Annotated in this window: 13 protein-coding genes; 5 read left to right on the forward strand and 8 right to left on the reverse strand. The window is 53.9% G+C overall.

Annotated features, from left to right (window positions below):
- Positions 1-550 precede the first annotated feature (550 nt).
- Entirely contained in the window at positions 551-1255 is a 705-nt protein-coding gene (locus tag DL88_RS15340; RefSeq protein WP_034997990.1) for a DUF1013 domain-containing protein, read from the forward strand.
- 638 nt (positions 1256-1893) lie between these two features.
- Entirely contained in the window at positions 1894-2157 is a 264-nt protein-coding gene (locus DL88_RS20435; RefSeq protein WP_156971140.1) for a hypothetical protein, read from the forward strand.
- Positions 2158-2316: 159 nt separating this feature from the next.
- Here DL88_RS20435 and DL88_RS15350 read toward each other — a convergent pair whose 3' ends face one another.
- Positions 2317-2973, reverse strand: coding sequence for a septation protein A (locus DL88_RS15350; RefSeq protein ID WP_034997994.1), 657 nt, complete (start codon positions 2971-2973; stop codon positions 2317-2319).
- Positions 2974-3559: 586 nt separating this feature from the next.
- Between DL88_RS15350 and DL88_RS15355 the strand changes: the two genes are divergently transcribed.
- Positions 3560-3829 carry a hypothetical protein gene (locus DL88_RS15355; RefSeq protein WP_245270890.1) on the forward strand — a complete coding sequence of 90 codons (270 nt, stop codon included), beginning with the start codon at positions 3560-3562 and terminating at the stop codon, positions 3827-3829.
- 72 nt (positions 3830-3901) lie between these two features.
- On the opposite strand, the gene DL88_RS15360 is transcribed toward DL88_RS15355, so the two are convergent.
- Positions 3902-4228, reverse strand: a complete 327-nt coding sequence (locus DL88_RS15360; protein ID WP_034997996.1) for a hypothetical protein — start codon at positions 4226-4228, stop codon at positions 3902-3904.
- 549 nt (positions 4229-4777) lie between these two features.
- On the opposite strand from DL88_RS15360, the gene DL88_RS15365 reads away from it, so the two are divergent.
- Positions 4778-5758, forward strand: coding sequence for a UDP-glucuronic acid decarboxylase family protein (locus tag DL88_RS15365; RefSeq protein WP_034997998.1), 981 nt, complete (start codon positions 4778-4780; stop codon positions 5756-5758).
- 101 nt (positions 5759-5859) lie between these two features.
- Here the strand turns inward: DL88_RS15365 and DL88_RS19555 are convergent, their stop codons facing one another.
- The 6 genes from DL88_RS19555 to DL88_RS20440 all read right to left on the reverse strand — a co-directional run bounded on the left by DL88_RS19555 (position 5860) and on the right by DL88_RS20440 (position 14748).
- Positions 5860-6993, reverse strand: a complete 1134-nt coding sequence (locus DL88_RS19555; protein WP_051956045.1) for a glycosyltransferase family 2 protein — start codon at positions 6991-6993, stop codon at positions 5860-5862.
- 501 nt (positions 6994-7494) lie between these two features.
- Positions 7495-8397, reverse strand: a complete 903-nt coding sequence (locus DL88_RS15375; RefSeq protein WP_245270892.1) for a hypothetical protein — start codon at positions 8395-8397, stop codon at positions 7495-7497.
- A 318-nt stretch (positions 8398-8715) separates the two neighbouring features.
- A complete protein-coding gene (locus DL88_RS15380) occupies positions 8716-11787 on the reverse strand; it encodes an efflux RND transporter permease subunit (RefSeq protein ID WP_034998000.1) in 3072 nt (1023 codons plus the stop codon).
- A gap of 1 nt (position 11788) precedes the next feature.
- Positions 11789-12952, reverse strand: a complete 1164-nt coding sequence (locus tag DL88_RS15385) for an efflux RND transporter periplasmic adaptor subunit (RefSeq protein ID WP_034998066.1) — start codon at positions 12950-12952, stop codon at positions 11789-11791.
- A 56-nt stretch (positions 12953-13008) separates the two neighbouring features.
- Complete coding sequence (locus tag DL88_RS15390; protein ID WP_245270896.1) at positions 13009-14265, reverse strand: TolC family protein; 1257 nt, start codon at positions 14263-14265, stop codon at positions 13009-13011.
- Positions 14266-14325: 60 nt separating this feature from the next.
- Positions 14326-14748 carry a hypothetical protein gene (locus tag DL88_RS20440; protein WP_156971141.1) on the reverse strand — a complete coding sequence of 141 codons (423 nt, stop codon included), beginning with the start codon at positions 14746-14748 and terminating at the stop codon, positions 14326-14328.
- 712 nt (positions 14749-15460) lie between these two features.
- Here DL88_RS20440 and DL88_RS15395 point away from each other — a divergent pair.
- Complete coding sequence (locus DL88_RS15395) at positions 15461-17494, forward strand: ATP-binding protein (RefSeq protein ID WP_169741592.1); 2034 nt, start codon at positions 15461-15463, stop codon at positions 17492-17494.
- The last annotated feature ends 8 nt before the right edge of the window (positions 17495-17502 follow it).

Below are 17502 nucleotides of genomic sequence, written 5' to 3' on the forward strand. Positions count from 1 at the left end.
GCGATGCGATCTCCCGCATCCATGCTGCTTGACATGGGTGCACAAACGAAAAACCGCCATCGTGACACGCGCCAGCCATGGCTATTATCGCGCCGGCTGTAACGATTGAAATACAATTTCGGCAGCGTGACTGTCGAATGATCGTTTTCTTTAGAGGGTGGAGGCTTTTTATCCGGGCTGGTGCGGGCACCCATTTGCTTTTGGCCGAGGAGACTCCTATATAAGAAATCTCCCTTTCTTGGCTGGCATCGTTTGGGCACGAGCCGCGCGCTTGGCTGCTGGAGCAGCCGCGTGCCTGGAGCGTGACAGCGATTGTTTCCGGAACGGCCTGGATGTGTTCCGGATTGGTGCTGCGACAAATGATCCTGGACCTGATACGTCCAGGGGGGTGAAGTCCGGAAGCAGCCTGAATGCAGGGGCATCAGGGATCGGCGCGAGCTCGACTGAAGGAGCGTCTTGCGGATTGCTCCGGCTCCCGGCAGACTTGAAGGGAACGGACGGATCGACATTCTTTCCTGGTCCGGGACGGGAATGGTTCAAGGAGTATGTCATGAGCAATGCGCCGTTGATGCCGAAAGCCACCGCCGTCTGGCTCGTGGAAAACACCTCGCTGACATTCGACCAGATCGCCGATTTCTGTAAATTGCACCCGTTGGAGGTCAAGGGGATCGCCGATGGTGAAGTCGCCTCCGGTATCAAGGGCCACGATCCGATCACCTCGGGGCAATTGACCCGCGAGGAAATCGCCCTTTCGGAAAAAAATTCGAACAGGCCGTTGCAACTTGCTCAGTCGAAAGTCCGGCTGCCGGAGATAAAGCGCCGTGGCGCGCGTTATACGCCGCTGTCGCGCCGGCAGGACCGGCCCAATGCCATTTTATGGCTCGTGCGCAATCATCCTGAATTGAAGGATGCGCAGATCATGCGTCTCGTTGGCACGACGAAAACCACCCTGCAGGCGATCCGCAACCGCACGCATTGGAATTCCGCTGCCCTGACGCCGACGGATCCGGTGACGCTCGGCCTTTGCACTCAGATGGATCTCGATCTCGAAGTCGCTCGTGCCGCCAAGAACCAGCCTTTGGTCCAGGATCATGGTCAGACCCTGATGCCTGCCGAGCTCACAACAGCGTATGATGTCGAGGAAGAGGATGTTTTCGGCTCTTCGGAAGGTCATCGGCCGGCAGAAGACAATGAAGAGACCGTCAATCTCGATTCCGTCTTCGCCAAGCTGAAGGATTACAAGGCCGAGGAATGATTTTCCTCTGACGAGCCTGCTGAAGCGCGCCGATAGATGTTGGAAGGCATTCCTCTGGGTTTGACGAGGAGCCTTCGATGGAAGCGGAGAGGACCGGATCCGGTGGCGCGGGAAGGTCACGATTAATATCGTGTCTCAATGAGAATGAGGCATTGAGACCCGCTCATTGAAACATAGCCCCTGCGACTGCAGGCGGCTGCTTCCCGCAGAATCTTCCTTGATCCCATCAAGTTGGGATCAAGAAGACGTGGTACGAGAGAGACAAGCCTCGCGAAAGGACCATGGTTTAGGAAAGCGGAAGCCGGGGAAGCGACATCTGCATCATTGCAGGCGATGCCGCACTCCCATTTTCGCCCCGAAAAACCTTTTGCCGTGACCGGACGAAGGGACAGACCATGGTCGCCGCTTTTTTTGTGTGTTCCTTCCCGGGAAGGAACACTTTCTCGTTGGCTATTTTTCGCTCTTTGGCCGTTTTTCTTCGTGACGTCGCCTTCGAGTGCATCGGATTTGTCCGGAAACGCTCCAGTCAAAAAAATCAGGGTCTTTTCAAACTACTACAATCCCGAGGCGATTCAACGTCGTCGGAAGGTGCTTTAGGGGCTCCGATCAAGGGCCATTTGAGGCATCCATTGCGCTGCATGTTATCGCATACAGCCGCCGCGTCGGGCGGAATGCTGCTGCTCGTTTGTCTCGCGGACCCGCCGCTTCTTGCTGCCGATCTCGATGCCATGCCCCGCACGCATCCGCGCCCGCCACAGACCGCACAGGGACCATTGCTTGATCCGAACTGCCGGATCATCCCGCAGCCGCAGCTTGATCTTTATGGCTATGTCCGGTTTTTCAGGCCGACCATTGTCTGTTTCTCCCGCGGCCTGCTTGCCGATTCCTTCCAGCGCTGGTGAAAAGGTTTTACGCTCCGTTTGCCGCAAGCATGGGTGGTTGGAGAGGCCATCGGAGTGGAGACCTTCGATCTGGTGACAAAAGCGCCTCGCACGACGCATTCCGTTCTTGTGCGAGGTCGCATGATTGCCTGATGCAGGGTCGCAAATGATCAATCAGGCTCAGAAGTGATCGGCATTATGCGTCGCCTCATCCGGCGGAATTTCATACTGTTTCAGAAAGGGAATCTGGGACAGTGTGAACAGAAAGGCGAGGATCATCGTCCCGGGAAATTTGAAGGCGACCCAGACGTCGGTACTTTGTGTGCGCCAGATGAACTCGTTCAATAAAGCCATGCCGAGGAAGAACAGGCCCCAGCGCAATGTCAACAGGCGCCAGCCTTTCTCGCTCAGGTCGAGCGCCTGATCGAGCATGATCGGCAGAAGCGGTTTGCCGAACAACAATCCTCCCAGCAGCGCCGCCGCAAAACCCACATAAAGGATGGTCGGTTTGATCTTGATGAAACTTGGATCATGCCAATAGAGCGTGAGTGCCCCGAAAACGATGACGAGGATCGCCGTTACGAGAGGCATGATAGGGAGGCGGCGCGTCACGCCATAGGAGATGAACAGGGTCACAAGGACGGTGGGCATCAGGATAAGGGTGGCGGTGAATAAGCCCGCATTTTCGCCCGTTGCCTGCTCCGCCGAGAGAAATGGCGCGACCAAGGGCCGGAAAAGGGCCGGCCGTGCATTGGCGAAGAAGAACAGCAGCAGTGGTCCCATTTCCAAAAGCAGTTTGAGCCAGGGATTGAGCGGTGCCTTGGCTTGTTCCTTCACGATTGTCTCCTCGGCATTGCATAGCCTCTTTGAATGGTGGGGAACACTCGAATGTCCATTGTCGGTAAAAAGGCTCGAAAGCACAGGTAAAACCTGTTTGGCGACGATCTTGCCTCAATCCTGGGGGGTGCAACCGGTCGACGATTGATCATGCGTCGACAGTGCCGCGATGAACTGTGCATCTGTTTGCGGAAAACATTCTATGCGTTTCCAAGAACAGCGATATTGCCTGCGCGTAGGCTTTATCGAGTGTCACCCTAAATCAATTCCTGGCGGGCGTGTTTCATCAGGATTTGGCCTCGCGACTTCTGGCTGGCGGCTTCCCGCAGGACTTCATTGATCCCAACAGGTTTGGATCAATGAGACTTGATATAAGAGCATAGAGAACCAGGGAAGATGGTTTCGTGCCGGCGATTGAAAGGGAAAAGATCGACGAGACGATGCCGATTGACCTTCGGGAGGGTGCGACAAAGGCATTTTCGCCCGGTTAGCAGATTCATTTCGAATAGAAGCGCGGTTTGGAACCATCTGCCGGATCGCTGCAATCTTGATCAATTGGTGAATAAAGGTCCTGGAGCGGGTCTTTATGCTGGCGGATGGCTCAACGGGACAGATTCTGGAAGGATGGCGCAGAATGAAGCTGGAACTTGAATTTTCTCCGCCCGAGGGCGAAATACCCTCGACAATACGTATCATTTTGAATCCCGTCGGCGAATCGCCGACGAGTGGGTTGCCGCTGGTGACCACTAATTGCAAAAGCCTCGACGAGATTGAAAATCAGGTCCAGGCCATCGAGAAACAATTAGGCAAGATCCGCAAGGAAGCGGGCAAGTTCTTCGCGTCTTCAGCAAAATGAAGGCGGATCGGCCTGACGGTTCGCCCCTCGGCCGATCCATATGCACTTCCCTGTGAGTTGCTCCTGTGCGCCTTAATCGTTGGCGACGGTCCGCGTGTCGTAGGCAGCCCCTTCGAGCGATTTGAAGACGACGATGCTGTCAAGCCCGCTGCGAATGGCTTCCAGCGCATCCCGCACATAGCCAAGCGCCTCTTCGCTCAGATTTTTGTCGAGATGTTCTTCAATCGCCTCGCTGCATTCGGTCGTCAACGCGCCGATCTGCTTGACGACCTCTTCTAAAGCGGCCGGCAGGTCGCGGCGGCCTTCGGCAGCCCGCACGATCGTATCGCTTAACCGCTCGAGATTGCGGGTCTGCTCCTGCAGCGCCTTTGTGATCTCTGCCTCGCGTTCTTCGCTCATTTTTTCACCCTCTTCGACACGGGCGGCCGCATCACGCGCCGCAAATCAATTGACCCATCCGACGACCGGCGCCATCAAGTTCTGTCCAATACCAAATTTCGATGCGTCTGACTCCTTGAGAGTCGGGCTCCGAGATATGGTCCCCGCGATTTTCGGGCGGAGGCTTCCCGCCGGATCTCATTGATTCATTAATCCCCAGGGGGCGGGTTCAATGAGACCTGGAATGCCCTGGAGCGAATGTGGAGCAGGTTCAGGATTCATCCTGAGCGCTCTATAGAACCAAGGAGGTGGTAAAGCCAGTAGGGATCGGGTCCGGTCAGCCAGGAGCAAATGGCGCGCCGATCCACTGGGTTGCGGCAAGCCGGTACAAATTGTTCAAGGACAGGCTTTTTGGGAGAGCCTCCATTTTTTGGACAGGAAAAGCCATGAAATACGGCTGCGAACACTGGGGCGGCATCCTGAAGAATCAGTTTATTGTTGTTCTTCATCGTCCTACCGTTGAACTGCCTCCCTGGCTTATCCGCCACTCAAATTTCGGAGCGATCGTCCTTGTTCGCGGCACGCAAACGTATTCTCGTCACCGGCGGAGGAGGTTTCCTCGGGTCACATCTCAGCAGGTTGCTTCTGTCCCAGGGGCATGAAGTCCTTTGCGTCGACAATTTCTTCACTGGGCGGCGGCGCAACATCCATGATCTAATGGATCATGAGAATTTCGAGATGTTGCGTCACGACGTGACCTTTCCACTCTATGTCGAAGTCGATGCAATCTATAATCTCGCTTGTCCAGCTTCGCCCATTCATTACCAGTTCGACCCGGTCCAGACGACCAAGACCAGTGTCGTTGGTGCGATCAATATGCTTGGCCTCGCCAAACGGCTCAGGATTCCGATCCTGCAATCCTCGACGTCGGAAGTCTATGGCGATCCGACCGAACATCCTCAGACGGAAGCCTATTGGGGGAATGTGAATCCGATCGGCAACCGATCCTGTTACGATGAAGGCAAGCGCTGCGCGGAAACTTTGTTCTTCGATTATCATCGGCAACATAAACTGTCGATCAAGGTGGCGCGCATCTTCAACACTTACGGTCCGGCAATGCGTCCGGACGATGGCCGTGTGGTGTCAAATTTCATCTGTCAGGCATTGGTCGGACAGGATATCACTGTTTATGGGCAGGGAACGCAGACACGCTCATTCTGTTATGTGAGCGATCTGATCGACGGCCTCGTGAGATTGATGAATACGCCACCGCAGATTACCGGGCCGATCAATATCGGCAATCCGAACGAATTCACCATCCGCAGACTGGCAGAAACAATCATTGCCATGACAGGGTCGAAATCCAGGATCGTCGAGAAGCCCTTGCCTTCCGATGATCCACGGCAGAGACAGCCGGATATCACGCTCGCGAAAGAATTGCTCGGCTGGCGTCCGGCGATCGAGCTTGAAGAGGGGCTGATGCATACAATCGCTTATTTCGATACGCTGCTTTCCGAGGAGGGAAAGTCGATCATTCCCGATAATGCCTGATGGCTCATGGCTAATCCTGTCCGTCCCGTATCATTTGTTTCATGTTATCGACGGGACGGGCATGCGCGCGAGGACAATTTCTATCTGCAGTTTATACTGCTTTATCGTTTTGCTGATGCCTGAGGGCCTGTTTCATACGGAACGCATGGTGTCTGCTTTCGATAGGCCGGCAAAATCCGAGTGAATTTGATAAGGACGCTCTTCCAGAGGGGTAGGTCTGTCTCTTCCTTTGCATGCACATTGCTGATCATCAAAAGATGGTCGATGGATGTCTGGAGCGTCAAGAGAAGTGTCTTGTATTGCTGGTCGGACCAGAACAGCCCTCTGAAATAGTCGTGCTGGTTCTGGGCATGTTCGAGAAGCAGCCGCAGGGCGTCAAGGGAGCGCTCCCCCTGACTATTGAGTTCAAAGGTTCGGATATGGTTGAGGGGGATCCGGGCTGCAAATCCATTGCGGCCATGGATGCGATAGGCTGCAAGAGGAATATCGATGATCGCGCTGCCGCAAAGGCCGTTGACGCCGTAGCAGAAGAAGGCGTCGAGAGAATAGCGCAGTTTCTGCAAACCGGGAGTGTCTTTCCAGAAAGACAGGGCATCGCGCCGGAACATGACGGCCGATGTGGCGGACCATGCCCATTTCGTATCCCATGGTTCTACCAGATAGATATGTTCAAGAAGATCCTTCGGTGCCGAATAGGGCAACGGGATGAGATTGCTGGTTGATGTCCGGGGATGAAACCGGCGGTCGGGATTGCTTACGACGAATGTGCTGAGCGGCAGTGATGTGCTGCCCATTAATGTATTGCCGCCGATCTGCAACATGTCGGCGCAGGTGAAGCCGACCGGAAAACGGAGTGACAAATGAGTATGGACATGGCTTACGATGGCATGGGGGAGCAGGATGTCATCGGCATCAAGGAAAACAATGAAGGAGCCGGTGGCTCGCGCCAGCCCATCAAGCGCCGCGGCGCTCTGACCGCCATTCTCTGTTCGTTTTATGATGATGAGGTGGTTATGAGCGGATGCAAGTTTGTCGAGAACGAGGTGGCTATCATCCGTTGATTTATCATCGACGATAATGATTTCAATATGGCTATAGGTCTGCGCGACAACGGAATCGACGCAACTTTCCAGATAGCGCGCGTAATTATAGTTGGAAATGATGATGCTGACGCGAGGGAGGTCGAATTGGGCAGTCACATTGTTTTCTAAGGCGTGCAACGTCGTCTTATTCATGCCCTCACCAAATTTAATTGTTCCTGAAAATAAATATAAGGAGACTTTCTATAACACATCTGAAATGCGGTGACAAAACCGCCGAAATTAAGAGGGTATTTTTGGCGGAGAGTATAATTTTCTGAAAAATTTAACTTTATAGAAACACCTATTTGAAGGAAATCGTTACGTAGTTCAACATGCTTGGATGGAACGCGGCCTTGGCTTTATCTGTCAGGATAGCTATTGCCGCTGGATATATCGCGGTTTCGTCACCGGCGCGGAGTGTCTTTCTGGCTTAAGTCTCGCCCGCTCGTCCTCTTTTCCTCTGAAAAACGACGAAGGTCGCGCCACCTGAGGGTTAAGCCTTCCGGCGGTGACGACCCGATAGGTGGGGAACGTCTCTCCTGGAACCTCATAGATTGCCAGGGGCATGGTCAATGAGGCTTAATACTGGATGGGACGATTGGCTCAGGCTGGGGGATCTTAAGCTTTGCTTTTGCCAGCATTTTCGCTCGTTATTCAGACGAGTTTGGCCTCCTTGATCCGGAGAGCGGCTTTATCGGAATAATGTTTCCACAATCCGTCGAAAACTCCGCCTTTAGGATTGCCGGTCACTCCGGCCCAATGACAAAAATAGATTTTACGGCCCCATTCGTCCAGCGGCAATCCGTTCTGATCGAAAGTGACATTCTTTGCTTCATGATAGCTTTCGCCAGAGACACCTTCGACCCGCTCATGGACGGGAATGATCTTTAGACGTTTGCGATGGGTGACGAAATTTGTCAGGGGCTGGGCGTAGAGACCACCGCGCTGACGGACACGATGAAACACATTTTCATCCTGCTGCATCGCGTCGTAGAAATCCTGAATCGTCAGGATTTTGTTTGAAGTGACGAAGAAGCCGTCATTGAACAAGGTGACGTCGCGAAGATAATCATACTCATTCTGGTGCTTGTTGTAGACATATTCATGTGTCCGCTCGATCACCAGAAAATCGGTTTTGCCTGGATCGAGGAGCCCAAGAACGTCGCGTAGATCGCGAAACAGAATGATATCGGCATCGAGGTGAATGACTTCGTCGAGCGGGATCGCGAGACTGAGAAGCTTGCGCAAGCGGTTACGCTTGACGATACCCCAAGGATAAAGCCGCTTTGCCAGCGCATCGAGTTCCTTGTTGTCGACATCGACAATCGTGACGCCGTAAAGCTCCGCTACCTTGCGGGTCATGGACATATTGTCGTCATAGGGAATGAGATAGATCGGCAAGGTGGCGTTGGTGGCTTGCCAGCTTTCCAGAAAGGCGAGCAGCCAGTGCATCACTTTATCATTGGCGACGATGGCGATGCCGCTGGATTTGGCCTTCTCGGCCTCCATCAGGGGAGAAGGGGCGGTCATAGCATGCTGCATTCGATCGAGGCTCATGAGGCTCTTCGCGGGCTCCGGGAATAGAAGGCTGGTCTGGCCGCGATCTACGACGAAAGCAAGGCTTTCCTTTGCCGTAGGGCGAATAAATTCCGTAAATCCATGCTGGTGCCGCGCGATCTTTGATCCGGATGAGGTTTCTTCGTCTTAACCCTTGTTGCTGTGCTTTATGATTTGCTCAAGGGGACAGAGCGATTACCCGGCGGCGGGGCAATTCCGGCCCCGCTCCTTAGGATCATCGGCGAGGAGGGAGCGCCGGCCGGCCGGCCGGCCGCCTCAAATCTCCGGACACTTGTCGCGGAACAGTGCTTTCATCCTCTATCGATATTTTGCCGCACTTTTACCCATCACGCGGATGTAGAGAGCGGGCAGAACCAGCAAGGTGAGCAAAGTAGAAGAGACCAGGCCTCCGATCACGACGGTGGCCAAGGGCCGTTCGACTTCGGCGCCGGCATTCGTCGAAAAGGCCATGGGGAAAAAGCCAAGGCTTGCGACCAGGGCAGTCGCCATGACCGGCCGGAAACGCTCTTTTGCGGCCGTGATGGCGGCCACTTTCGCATTCTTCGATATTTTGAGGATCTGTTGCGTGTAACTGATCAGCACGACACCATTGAGGATCGCGACGCCAAAAAGGGCGATAAAGCCAATCCCGGCCGAAATGCTGAAGGGCAGGTCTCGCAAGACGAGGGCGAAGATGCCCCCTGTCGCCGCAATCGGCAAATTGATGAAAACAAGAAGGGCGAGACGCACGGATCCCAGCGCCACAATGAGCAGGCCGAAAATCAGCGCAAGGGCGATCGGAACGACAATTTCGAGGCGTTGCATGGCGGATTGCAGATTCCTGAATTCTCCATTCCAACTCAGATGATATCCGGCAGGCATTGGAACCGCCTTCTTGACGATTTTCATCGCCTCTTCGACGAAGGAGCCGAGATCACGTCCACGGACATTGGCTTGCACAATCATTCGTCGTTGAATTCTGTGACGACTGATGAGCGGAGGACCGTCTTCCACGCTTATCCGGGCGACCTGGGACAAGAGGACCATGCCACCATCCATGCGCTTGACGCGCAGATGGGAAATCTGATCGACCGACTTCCTCGCTTCCGGTTCGAGCCTGACCTGCGTGCTGATCAGCGCATTGTTCACAATCACCGGCTTGCCCACATGGCCTCCTATTGCCCCGACAACGTCGAGCACATCCTGCAGGCGTATGTTGAGGCGGGCCGCGGTCTGACGGTCGATGTCAATATGCAGGAACGGCACGGCGCCGCTTCCCAATGCAGCGACATCGGCGGCGCCGGGAATCGTATTCAAGGTTGCTACAATCTTGTTCCCAAGGGCTTGGAGCACCGAAAGATCATTGCCGTAAATCGATATTGCGATTTGGCTTCGGACGCCTGATTGAAGATCATCCATACGCATTTGAATTGGCTGGCTCCACGAATAAAGCGCATTGGGGACCTGCTGGCGGATAGCCTTGTCGAAGACCGTTACCAATTCCTCCTGGCTCGAGGCGGTCTTCCATTCCGACATATCATTCAAAAAAATAAATGTGTCCGTGACGTTCGTGCCTTGAGGGTCTGTCGGTATCGCCGAGGAGCCCGTATTGCTCACGACCGTGCGTACCTCCGGAAACCGCTTTAACGTCTGTTCGATAAGCTGCGCCGATTGCAGAGAGGTTGTGAGCGATGCACTCGGCAGCCGCGTTGATGTGACGACCAGTGCACCTTCCTGAAGCTGCGGGATGAATTCGCCGCCGAGCTTCGTCGCGAGAAAAAGCGATATCAGGAAAATGCCGAATGTGCCGGTGAGCAGGATTTTGAAATGACCTTCGCACCAGAAAAGGACGGGGTTGTAACCGCGTCGCAAGACACGGATGAACCAGGTATCCTCGTGCGATTTGCTGTAGGGAAGGGCTAGCCCGGTCAAGAGCGGTACCCAGATGATGGCATAGATCAAAGAGGCCAGAAGGGCGATGATGATCGTCTGCGCCATCGGCCTGAACATTTTGCCTTCAATGCCTGACAAAGTCAGGATAGGGAGATAGACCATCATAATAACGAGTATGGCGAAGCTCACAGGGCGGGTGACCTGGCATACGGATGCGACGACCAATTCTCTGAAATGTTTGTTCTCTTGGTGACCCATGCGTGCCATAGTGTTTTCAACGATGACGAGAGAGCCGTCAACGATCATGCCGAAATCAATCGCTCCAAGACTAAGGAGATTGGCGGATATGCCGAGATAATGCATACCTACCATGGCGCAGACGAGCGAGAAGGGAATGACCGATGCGATGACCAGTGATGCGCGCCAGTCACCAATGACGATGATGAGTACAAAGATGACCAGACCGGCGCCAATCAGCAGATTTTCCTTGATGGTGTCGATCGTTTTTCCGGTCAATGTGCTGCGCGTATAATAGGTTTCCAAAGTAACGCCGGCGGGTAGGGATTTATTGATTTCCGGCAGAGCCTGTTTGACAGCGGCTATCGTTTCGCCGGAATTGGCGCCTTGCAGCATCAAAACGACACCGCTGACGATTTCTCCATTCCCATCGCGTGTCATGGCACCGAGCCGGGTGCGCGGAGCCTGCGTGATCTTCCCGACATCGCGCAGGTAAAGAGCTGTTCCGTTGGGTCCGGGACGGATGAAGATCGCGCCGAAATCATCGAGGTTCCGCACGAGGCCGCGTGCAGCGATAATTTGTTGCTCTGAGAAATGCTCGATCCAGGCGCCACCTGAAGCGCCATTATTTTCGTCAACCGCGCGAAAAACATCGCCGACCGACAAATTGAAGGCGTTCAGCCGCATGGGATCGAGATAGACGGCAAAGGTCTCCTCCGCGCCTCCATTGACGTTAACATCCGCGACACCAGGCACGAGCTTCAATTGCGGCACGACGACCCAGTTCATGATCCGATTGAGATCCATGAGTGATTGATTCACCCCATGGATTTGAATCTGCATGATTTCTCCGAGACCCGTCGCGAGAGGTCCCATGGTTACCGAAAGGCCCGGCACGGCAATATTGTCTTTTGCCTGCTGGATACGCTGTTGAACAAGAGTACGGTCGAGATTGATGTCGGTATCATCGGCGAATTGCACGTAGACAACTGAGATACCTGATCGAGAGATCGAGCGGAGATCGATCATCCCTGGAATGCCAGCCATGCTCACTTCGATTGGAAATGTTATGAGCTTTTCCACTTCCTCTGTGGCAAGTCCGGGTACGACGACGGACACCATCACCTGTTTGGGCGAAACATCCGGAACCGATTCGACGGGAAGACGTGTTATATCGGCAATCCCGAAAAGCATCAGAACGGTGAGAATTCCCAGGATAACGGAGCGATTGCTTTGCAGAAAAGATAGAAATTGATACACTCTAATCGCTCCTTGAACCGTCGGCGAGCAGCATCACCGATTTCAAGGTAAATCCGCCTTGAGAAACGATCTTGTCTCCGTCGTTCAGCCCTTTCAGAATGATGGTCTGTCCATTGCTTTCGATCCCCTTCTGGACGGATCGCGCTTCGAAGTGATCGCTGGCCTTCTGGACGAAAACAATATCGCGATCATTAATTCTCTGGATCGCTTCAGATGGAACAAGCTTGCCGCGAATCTTTCTCGTTGTCTTGAAACGCGTTTCCAGCATCATACCCGGCTTCAAAAAATTATGGTCGTTCGAAATACGGCTTCGAATACGGACCAGTCCGGTCTTCGGGTTGACGACACCGTCGATTGTATCGACGAACGAGGGAATCCATTTGTTGTTGCCAGGAAAGGCGCTCGATTGTTCGCAGCCCGGAGACAGAAGGACCGCGTCCGACGGCGGGACTTCCGAGACGATCCAGACGGAGGATAGATTGACGATCGTCGCGACATCCTGTCCGGCGGTCAAATCGGCGTCCGAGGATGTGTTTATGGCGAGCACGGTTCCCTCGACGGGAGACAGGATGCGTGAGGTCTGAAGCTGATCGCCTTGCTCCGTTATTGTATAGAATTCCTTGACCCGGTTTTCTGTATTCGTGACGTCCGCTTCCCGCATCGCAACCGTGTTAGTGGCTTCCTGAAGAAGGGCATAACGCTTGCGTTCCTCGCCGCGCGAGAGCGCATGGCCAGCCAGTTGTTTGGCGCGCTGATAGGCTATTTCCGCCTCGTTTTTCGCCGCCTGGGCAGCCACGAGAGCCGCCCGGGCCTGAATGGCCTGTATATGTGCGACACGCAATGAGTCATTCCGATATTCCAGAAGAACCTCGCCTTTTTCGACTCTTGCGCCTGGGGTCAGATTGATGTGAAGGACTTTGCCCGAGCCGACGGAACGAAGCCGTATGGTCTGCGTCTCATCGGCTAGAACGTAAGATAAGGCGGGAATTTCCAGTGAAAGTGTCCCTTCCTTGACGATGCTCGCCTGGAGGTTGGTGTTTTTCTGAGCATCGATGTTGAGTTTGACGAATTCATTACCGGGTTCAGCTTGAGAACTCCGAACCGCCCGTCCGTCTTCAGCTGCGAGGGTGCTGCAGATCGATGACAAAAGACAGTTCAGGGACATTGCCGCCCCGAAAATGACAATAGCGAATGAATTGGCATATCGTGATGGCGACATCATTAAATCCGCCCTGCTGAGATGAAAAAGCGAATGACAGAGGCATGCAGCTCGACCTCGGCTTGCGCCAGTGCGAGCTTGGCATTGAATGCGCTCTGATGAGCCCGTAAGACTTCTATCAATGACGATTCGTTCAGTTTCCAGGAGTTTTCGATATCATCGGCCCGTTTCGTCAATGCCGCGACAGCGGTTTTCGTATTCGTCAATGTGGCTGCAGCGGCCTTCTGCCGGGCGGTGACTCGTGCATATTCGATCCGCACCATCCGGCGAACCAATTGCTCTTCCTTTTCCGCCGCCGTGAGTTTGTCTATCGCAGCTGTTTTCAACGGGACATTTTGTGCGTCGCTTGGAAGAGCCATATTGAATGTGATGGCGGTACGTGTATCCCAGGGGCTACCGAATTGAATATCGCGGATTGCTGCGATGCCGATCTGTGGATTCGGCATGAATGATTTTTCCGCGAGGTGCAGACGGTCACGCGCGTTGATAACGGATAGATGCGCGGCGAGCACGCGGGGGTCCTGATCCGGCTGCAAATGGGTTCCCTTTATTTGCGATTGTCGCAATGTCCGGAGATTATATGACCCCAGATCAGGGACTTGCGGGCCACCGAGAATTTCGCTGAGGGATGCCAGCGCGACGATTTTCTCCTCGTCGGCCATTTTCAATTGCGTATCTGCGGTGGCGACTTCCGCATCAATCGCGTTCTGATCAGTCGATGGCGCTTCTCCGGCCTGCACTTTTTTAGCGATTGTCCGTGCGAGGCTTTTTATCGTGCTCAACTGGTCGCCCGCAAATTCCTGTTTACGCTGTGCCAGAAAAACAGTTCCCGCGATATCGAGCAGTTTGACTGCCAGAGACATATGTTCGACATGAAGCCGCTCTTGCAGCGCCTCAGATTCGGTTTGCGCAACCTGCACAGTTGCCTCACTCTGACCGGGAAGCCATAAGGGAACGGAAATGGCGCCCTGCCAGGTTGCATAGCCTTGGTGGCTCCCCACATATTTGTCACTGTAATAATCACCGCTCAAAATAGGGCCCGACGGGAATAGCGACTGCGCTGCGTCGGCACGGGCGGCTGCCGAATGTTTGTTTGCCAGAAGGTCGATCCGGACAGGGTCTCTTTTCCAGGCAAGTTTCAATGCGTCGACAAATGAGACTTCCGCCGCACGGCTAGATCCGTGTGTGGCAATCAAGACCAAGAGGACGCAAATGATCGATGGCTTCAACAGAGCGATTTTGAGGAGGGACGATATCACGGCAGAAATCAATTCTTGGCTTTGGCATTTTGCATCATCGATTGCTTCCATGATATTTTATTAATCATCAAGCGACAGTTGATCGGAAGAAGGTGTATCGGCAATGGCCTTGTTGTAGGCATAGCGTATGTCGCCGGCCATCATGGTGGGGTGTCCCATTGCAAATGGCGATAATGTTTTCCATGATCTTCCGACCAATCTCCCGCGGTGATAGAGGGAAATAAAGATCTGACCGCGGTTCTGCGGAGGCGGTGAACGCTTAATCGTCACAATTGCCAGATACGAGGCGTGCTTTGGATCTTTAGACGTTATTGCCCCGGTAATATTTGGACATGCGAGGGTTTGCCTGACGATCGTCGCGATTTCGCCGCTGGAATGACCATAATAGGAACTGTGGACTTCAACATGCGCATGACATATTCGGCCGGGAGACGCGGCTTTGGCGTCCGGCATGGCCCACAGCGGAGAGACAGGCACGATCATTTGGCAAAGGGCTGTCAGAAAACACCCAAGGCGCGCGCCTCGTAATGATCGTGGAAAAGGGTTTCGTCGAAAAGATTTATATGAAAATTGTGTGTCGCGGATTGAACGTATAAAAATCGGTCGATGGGATGACAAAGCCAACAAATTGCTTGTGTCCTTGGCGTTTGAAACGGACGGCAGTCTCGATGACGTCGCGGGAGCAATGAGATTGCACATGAATCTCTCTTGGAAAATGCGAGGTGACATGTGAAAAATCGGGGCTTCCTGATCATCGTGATGAGAATGCGGGGAGCCGTATGATGGGCTTATACGTCAGATGGAGCGAGGGCCGGCAGTCAGGTTTCGCGGTGCCACGTGTCGGGAAAATCCTGACTTGCATGCTTCGTGCAGCTTTTTCGTCATGCCGACGCTGCTTTGTTGATATTGAAAGGCTCTTGAGGAGTTGGTCGAGATCGGGCGTTTGCGCCGTGTTTGTGAAGTGTGGCCGAAGGTTGGCGAGAAGGGAAACGGCGACGCCAGCGGTTTTATGATGCGTCGAGGGAGACTTGAACCAATAGAAATACCAACGAAATGGAGAGCGCTTTTCGCGATGCCTTTACGATTCCAAAGATTCATTAGACAAAAATCGCAGGATGTGGGGCCGCTATCGAGTCCCTTTTCCCTGGCATCGATGGCGCGCGCGCAAACAAAACATTCATTGATTCCGTTGCTGATGTCGGCGTCGATACCTGTGCTTCTTTTTGCCGGTTGGATTGCCTATGGATCTGCGCAGCAGCAGCGCAAGGCCGTGCTCGATAAAGCGAGTGCAACGGCTGAGCTCGTGGGTGAGCGCATCATGGGTGATATCGAGACGCAGGTACAAATGGCTGCAACTTTGGCTTTATCGCCTTCTCTTGATCAGCCCGATCTTTCTGCTTTCTATCATGTTGCCAAAAGGATCGCCTTAGCACTTCCGCTTTGGGAATCGATCGAGCTTGATGATCTTGATGGATTACAGCTCATGAACACGATCCGGCCACTCAACAGCCAGTTGGGAGAGACTGGCGATAGGCAAAGTCTGGATCAGGTCATACAATCTCATCGGCCTGTCGTCGGAGGCGTTGGCGAAATCGGAAGGATATCGGGCCGACGCCTCATCAAGATCCGGGTTCCCGTTATTCGTGATGGTCACATACGGTACGTTCTGACAGTTGCTCTTGCTGAAGATGCCGTCGCAAAGATTCTGCATGACACAGGTGTACCCGAAGGTTGGGTTGGCGCCGTTTTTGACAAACAGGGTCATCTCATCGCGAGAACGACCAATGAGGAGCAGACTTTCATAAAGATGGCGGATCTCGCCATGCGTCACGCCATGGCGCAATCGACCGGCGGGCCTCAATTAGAAAAGCCGCCGGCAGACGTTGATATTGATACAGTCTTCAAGACAATGCCGGGAGCGGGCGATTGGACTGTCCACCTCGCGATTCCAAGCGCAGTGTTAAATGGGCCGGTGCGGCGTGCCGTCATCGCAGTCGCGGGAGGAGTGGTAACCAGCTTGTTTCTAGCGGTGGGTCTCGCAGTCCTGGTATCCACTGATATTGCAAGAAAGAGACGCCAACAGGAGCTTTACGCAGCTGCGGCGCTCAAAGTCAGCGAGGAGCGGGGGGCGCTGGCCATCGACGCTGCTGAACTTGGAACTTGGCGGTGGGATTTTGGCCAAAATAAATTGGCAGGATCACCACGGTGCCGGCTTCTGCTCGGCTTACAGCGTTCCTTGAAACTGAGGGAAACCTTATCGGCGGAACGGTTCCTTGCTCTTGTTGACCGCGATGATCGGGCGCGAGTCCTGGAAGCCGCCGAAGCGTGTTTTCGGGACGATCGCGCCTTTGAAGTCGAGTTTCGCGTGGCAGGTCCGGATGGGAGCTTCCGCTGGTTGCGCGCGCGGGGCAGGACGGTGTTGCGGGATCAAGATGTGATTTTTGGCGTCCTCGCCGATGTCACCTCAGAGAAATATGCGGAGGCGGACCGATTGAAATTGTTACGACGTCTGGCTGAAGCCCAGGAGGAAGTGCAGGCGCGGATTGCGCGGGAGTTACATGATCAGGTCGGGCAGACAGTCACAGGATTATCACTTGGCCTCAAAGGGCTTGAGCGTGCCTTAAATTATGGTGAAGGCTGGGAGCAGGACAAACTGCATGATCTGGTTCATTCCCTCCAGCTCATGACAGCCGAAATTGGTCGTGATATTCATAGTGTTGCCGTCAATCTCCGGCCGACATCCCTCGATGATCTCGGTCTCTATCGCGCGCTTTCCGCTTATGTGACCGAATGGAGCCAGCGGTATGATGTTTCAGTCGATTTTCAGGCTATTGGCGCTATCGGAGACGGCTTTGGACGGGAAGTGGACACGGTCATCTACCGTGTCTTGCAAGAAGCTCTCACCAATATCCTCAAGCATGCCGCGGCCAAAGTCGTCGGTATCATTTTGGAAAGACGTGAGCGGGAAATCAGATTGCTCATCGAGGATGACGGATCCGGTTTCGATCCTCGCCAGTTGAATCGTATTTTCAATCGCGATGATATGGTGAGAAGACGCAGTCTCGGCCTTTCGGGTATGCAAGAGCGATTGATGCTTATCGGCGGTGTGTTACAAGTCGAATCCTCTCCCGGACAGGGAGCAACGCTGTTCATCCGGATACCAATTCCTCAATCCACGGGTAATTCCAGCCTTGGCATGGGTAGTAATCGTGAATCGGAAACAGTCTAGGATCATTG

Origin of the sequence: Beijerinckia mobilis, from assembly GCF_000745425.1 — a bacterium.
Lineage (GTDB): Bacteria > Pseudomonadota > Alphaproteobacteria > Rhizobiales > Beijerinckiaceae > Beijerinckia > Beijerinckia mobilis.

Coding starts and splice junctions, on each gene's coding strand:
- DL88_RS15340 (WP_034997990.1), top strand. CDS start 551: ATGAGCAATGCGCCGTTGATGCCGAAAGCCACCGCCGTCTGGCTCGTG.
- DL88_RS20435 (WP_156971140.1), top strand. CDS start 1,894: ATGTTATCGCATACAGCCGCCGCGTCGGGCGGAATGCTGCTGCTCGTT.
- DL88_RS15355 (WP_245270890.1), top strand. CDS start 3,560: ATGCTGGCGGATGGCTCAACGGGACAGATTCTGGAAGGATGGCGCAGA.
- DL88_RS15360 (WP_034997996.1), bottom strand. CDS start 4,228: ATGAGCGAAGAACGCGAGGCAGAGATCACAAAGGCGCTGCAGGAGCAG.
- DL88_RS19555 (WP_051956045.1), bottom strand. CDS start 6,993: ATGAATAAGACGACGTTGCACGCCTTAGAAAACAATGTGACTGCCCAA.
- DL88_RS15375 (WP_245270892.1), bottom strand. CDS start 8,397: ATGAGCCTCGATCGAATGCAGCATGCTATGACCGCCCCTTCTCCCCTG.
- DL88_RS15385 (WP_034998066.1), bottom strand. CDS start 12,952: ATGTCCCTGAACTGTCTTTTGTCATCGATCTGCAGCACCCTCGCAGCT.
- DL88_RS20440 (WP_156971141.1), bottom strand. CDS start 14,748: ATGATCGTGCCTGTCTCTCCGCTGTGGGCCATGCCGGACGCCAAAGCC.
- DL88_RS15395 (WP_169741592.1), top strand. CDS start 15,461: ATGTCGGCGTCGATACCTGTGCTTCTTTTTGCCGGTTGGATTGCCTAT.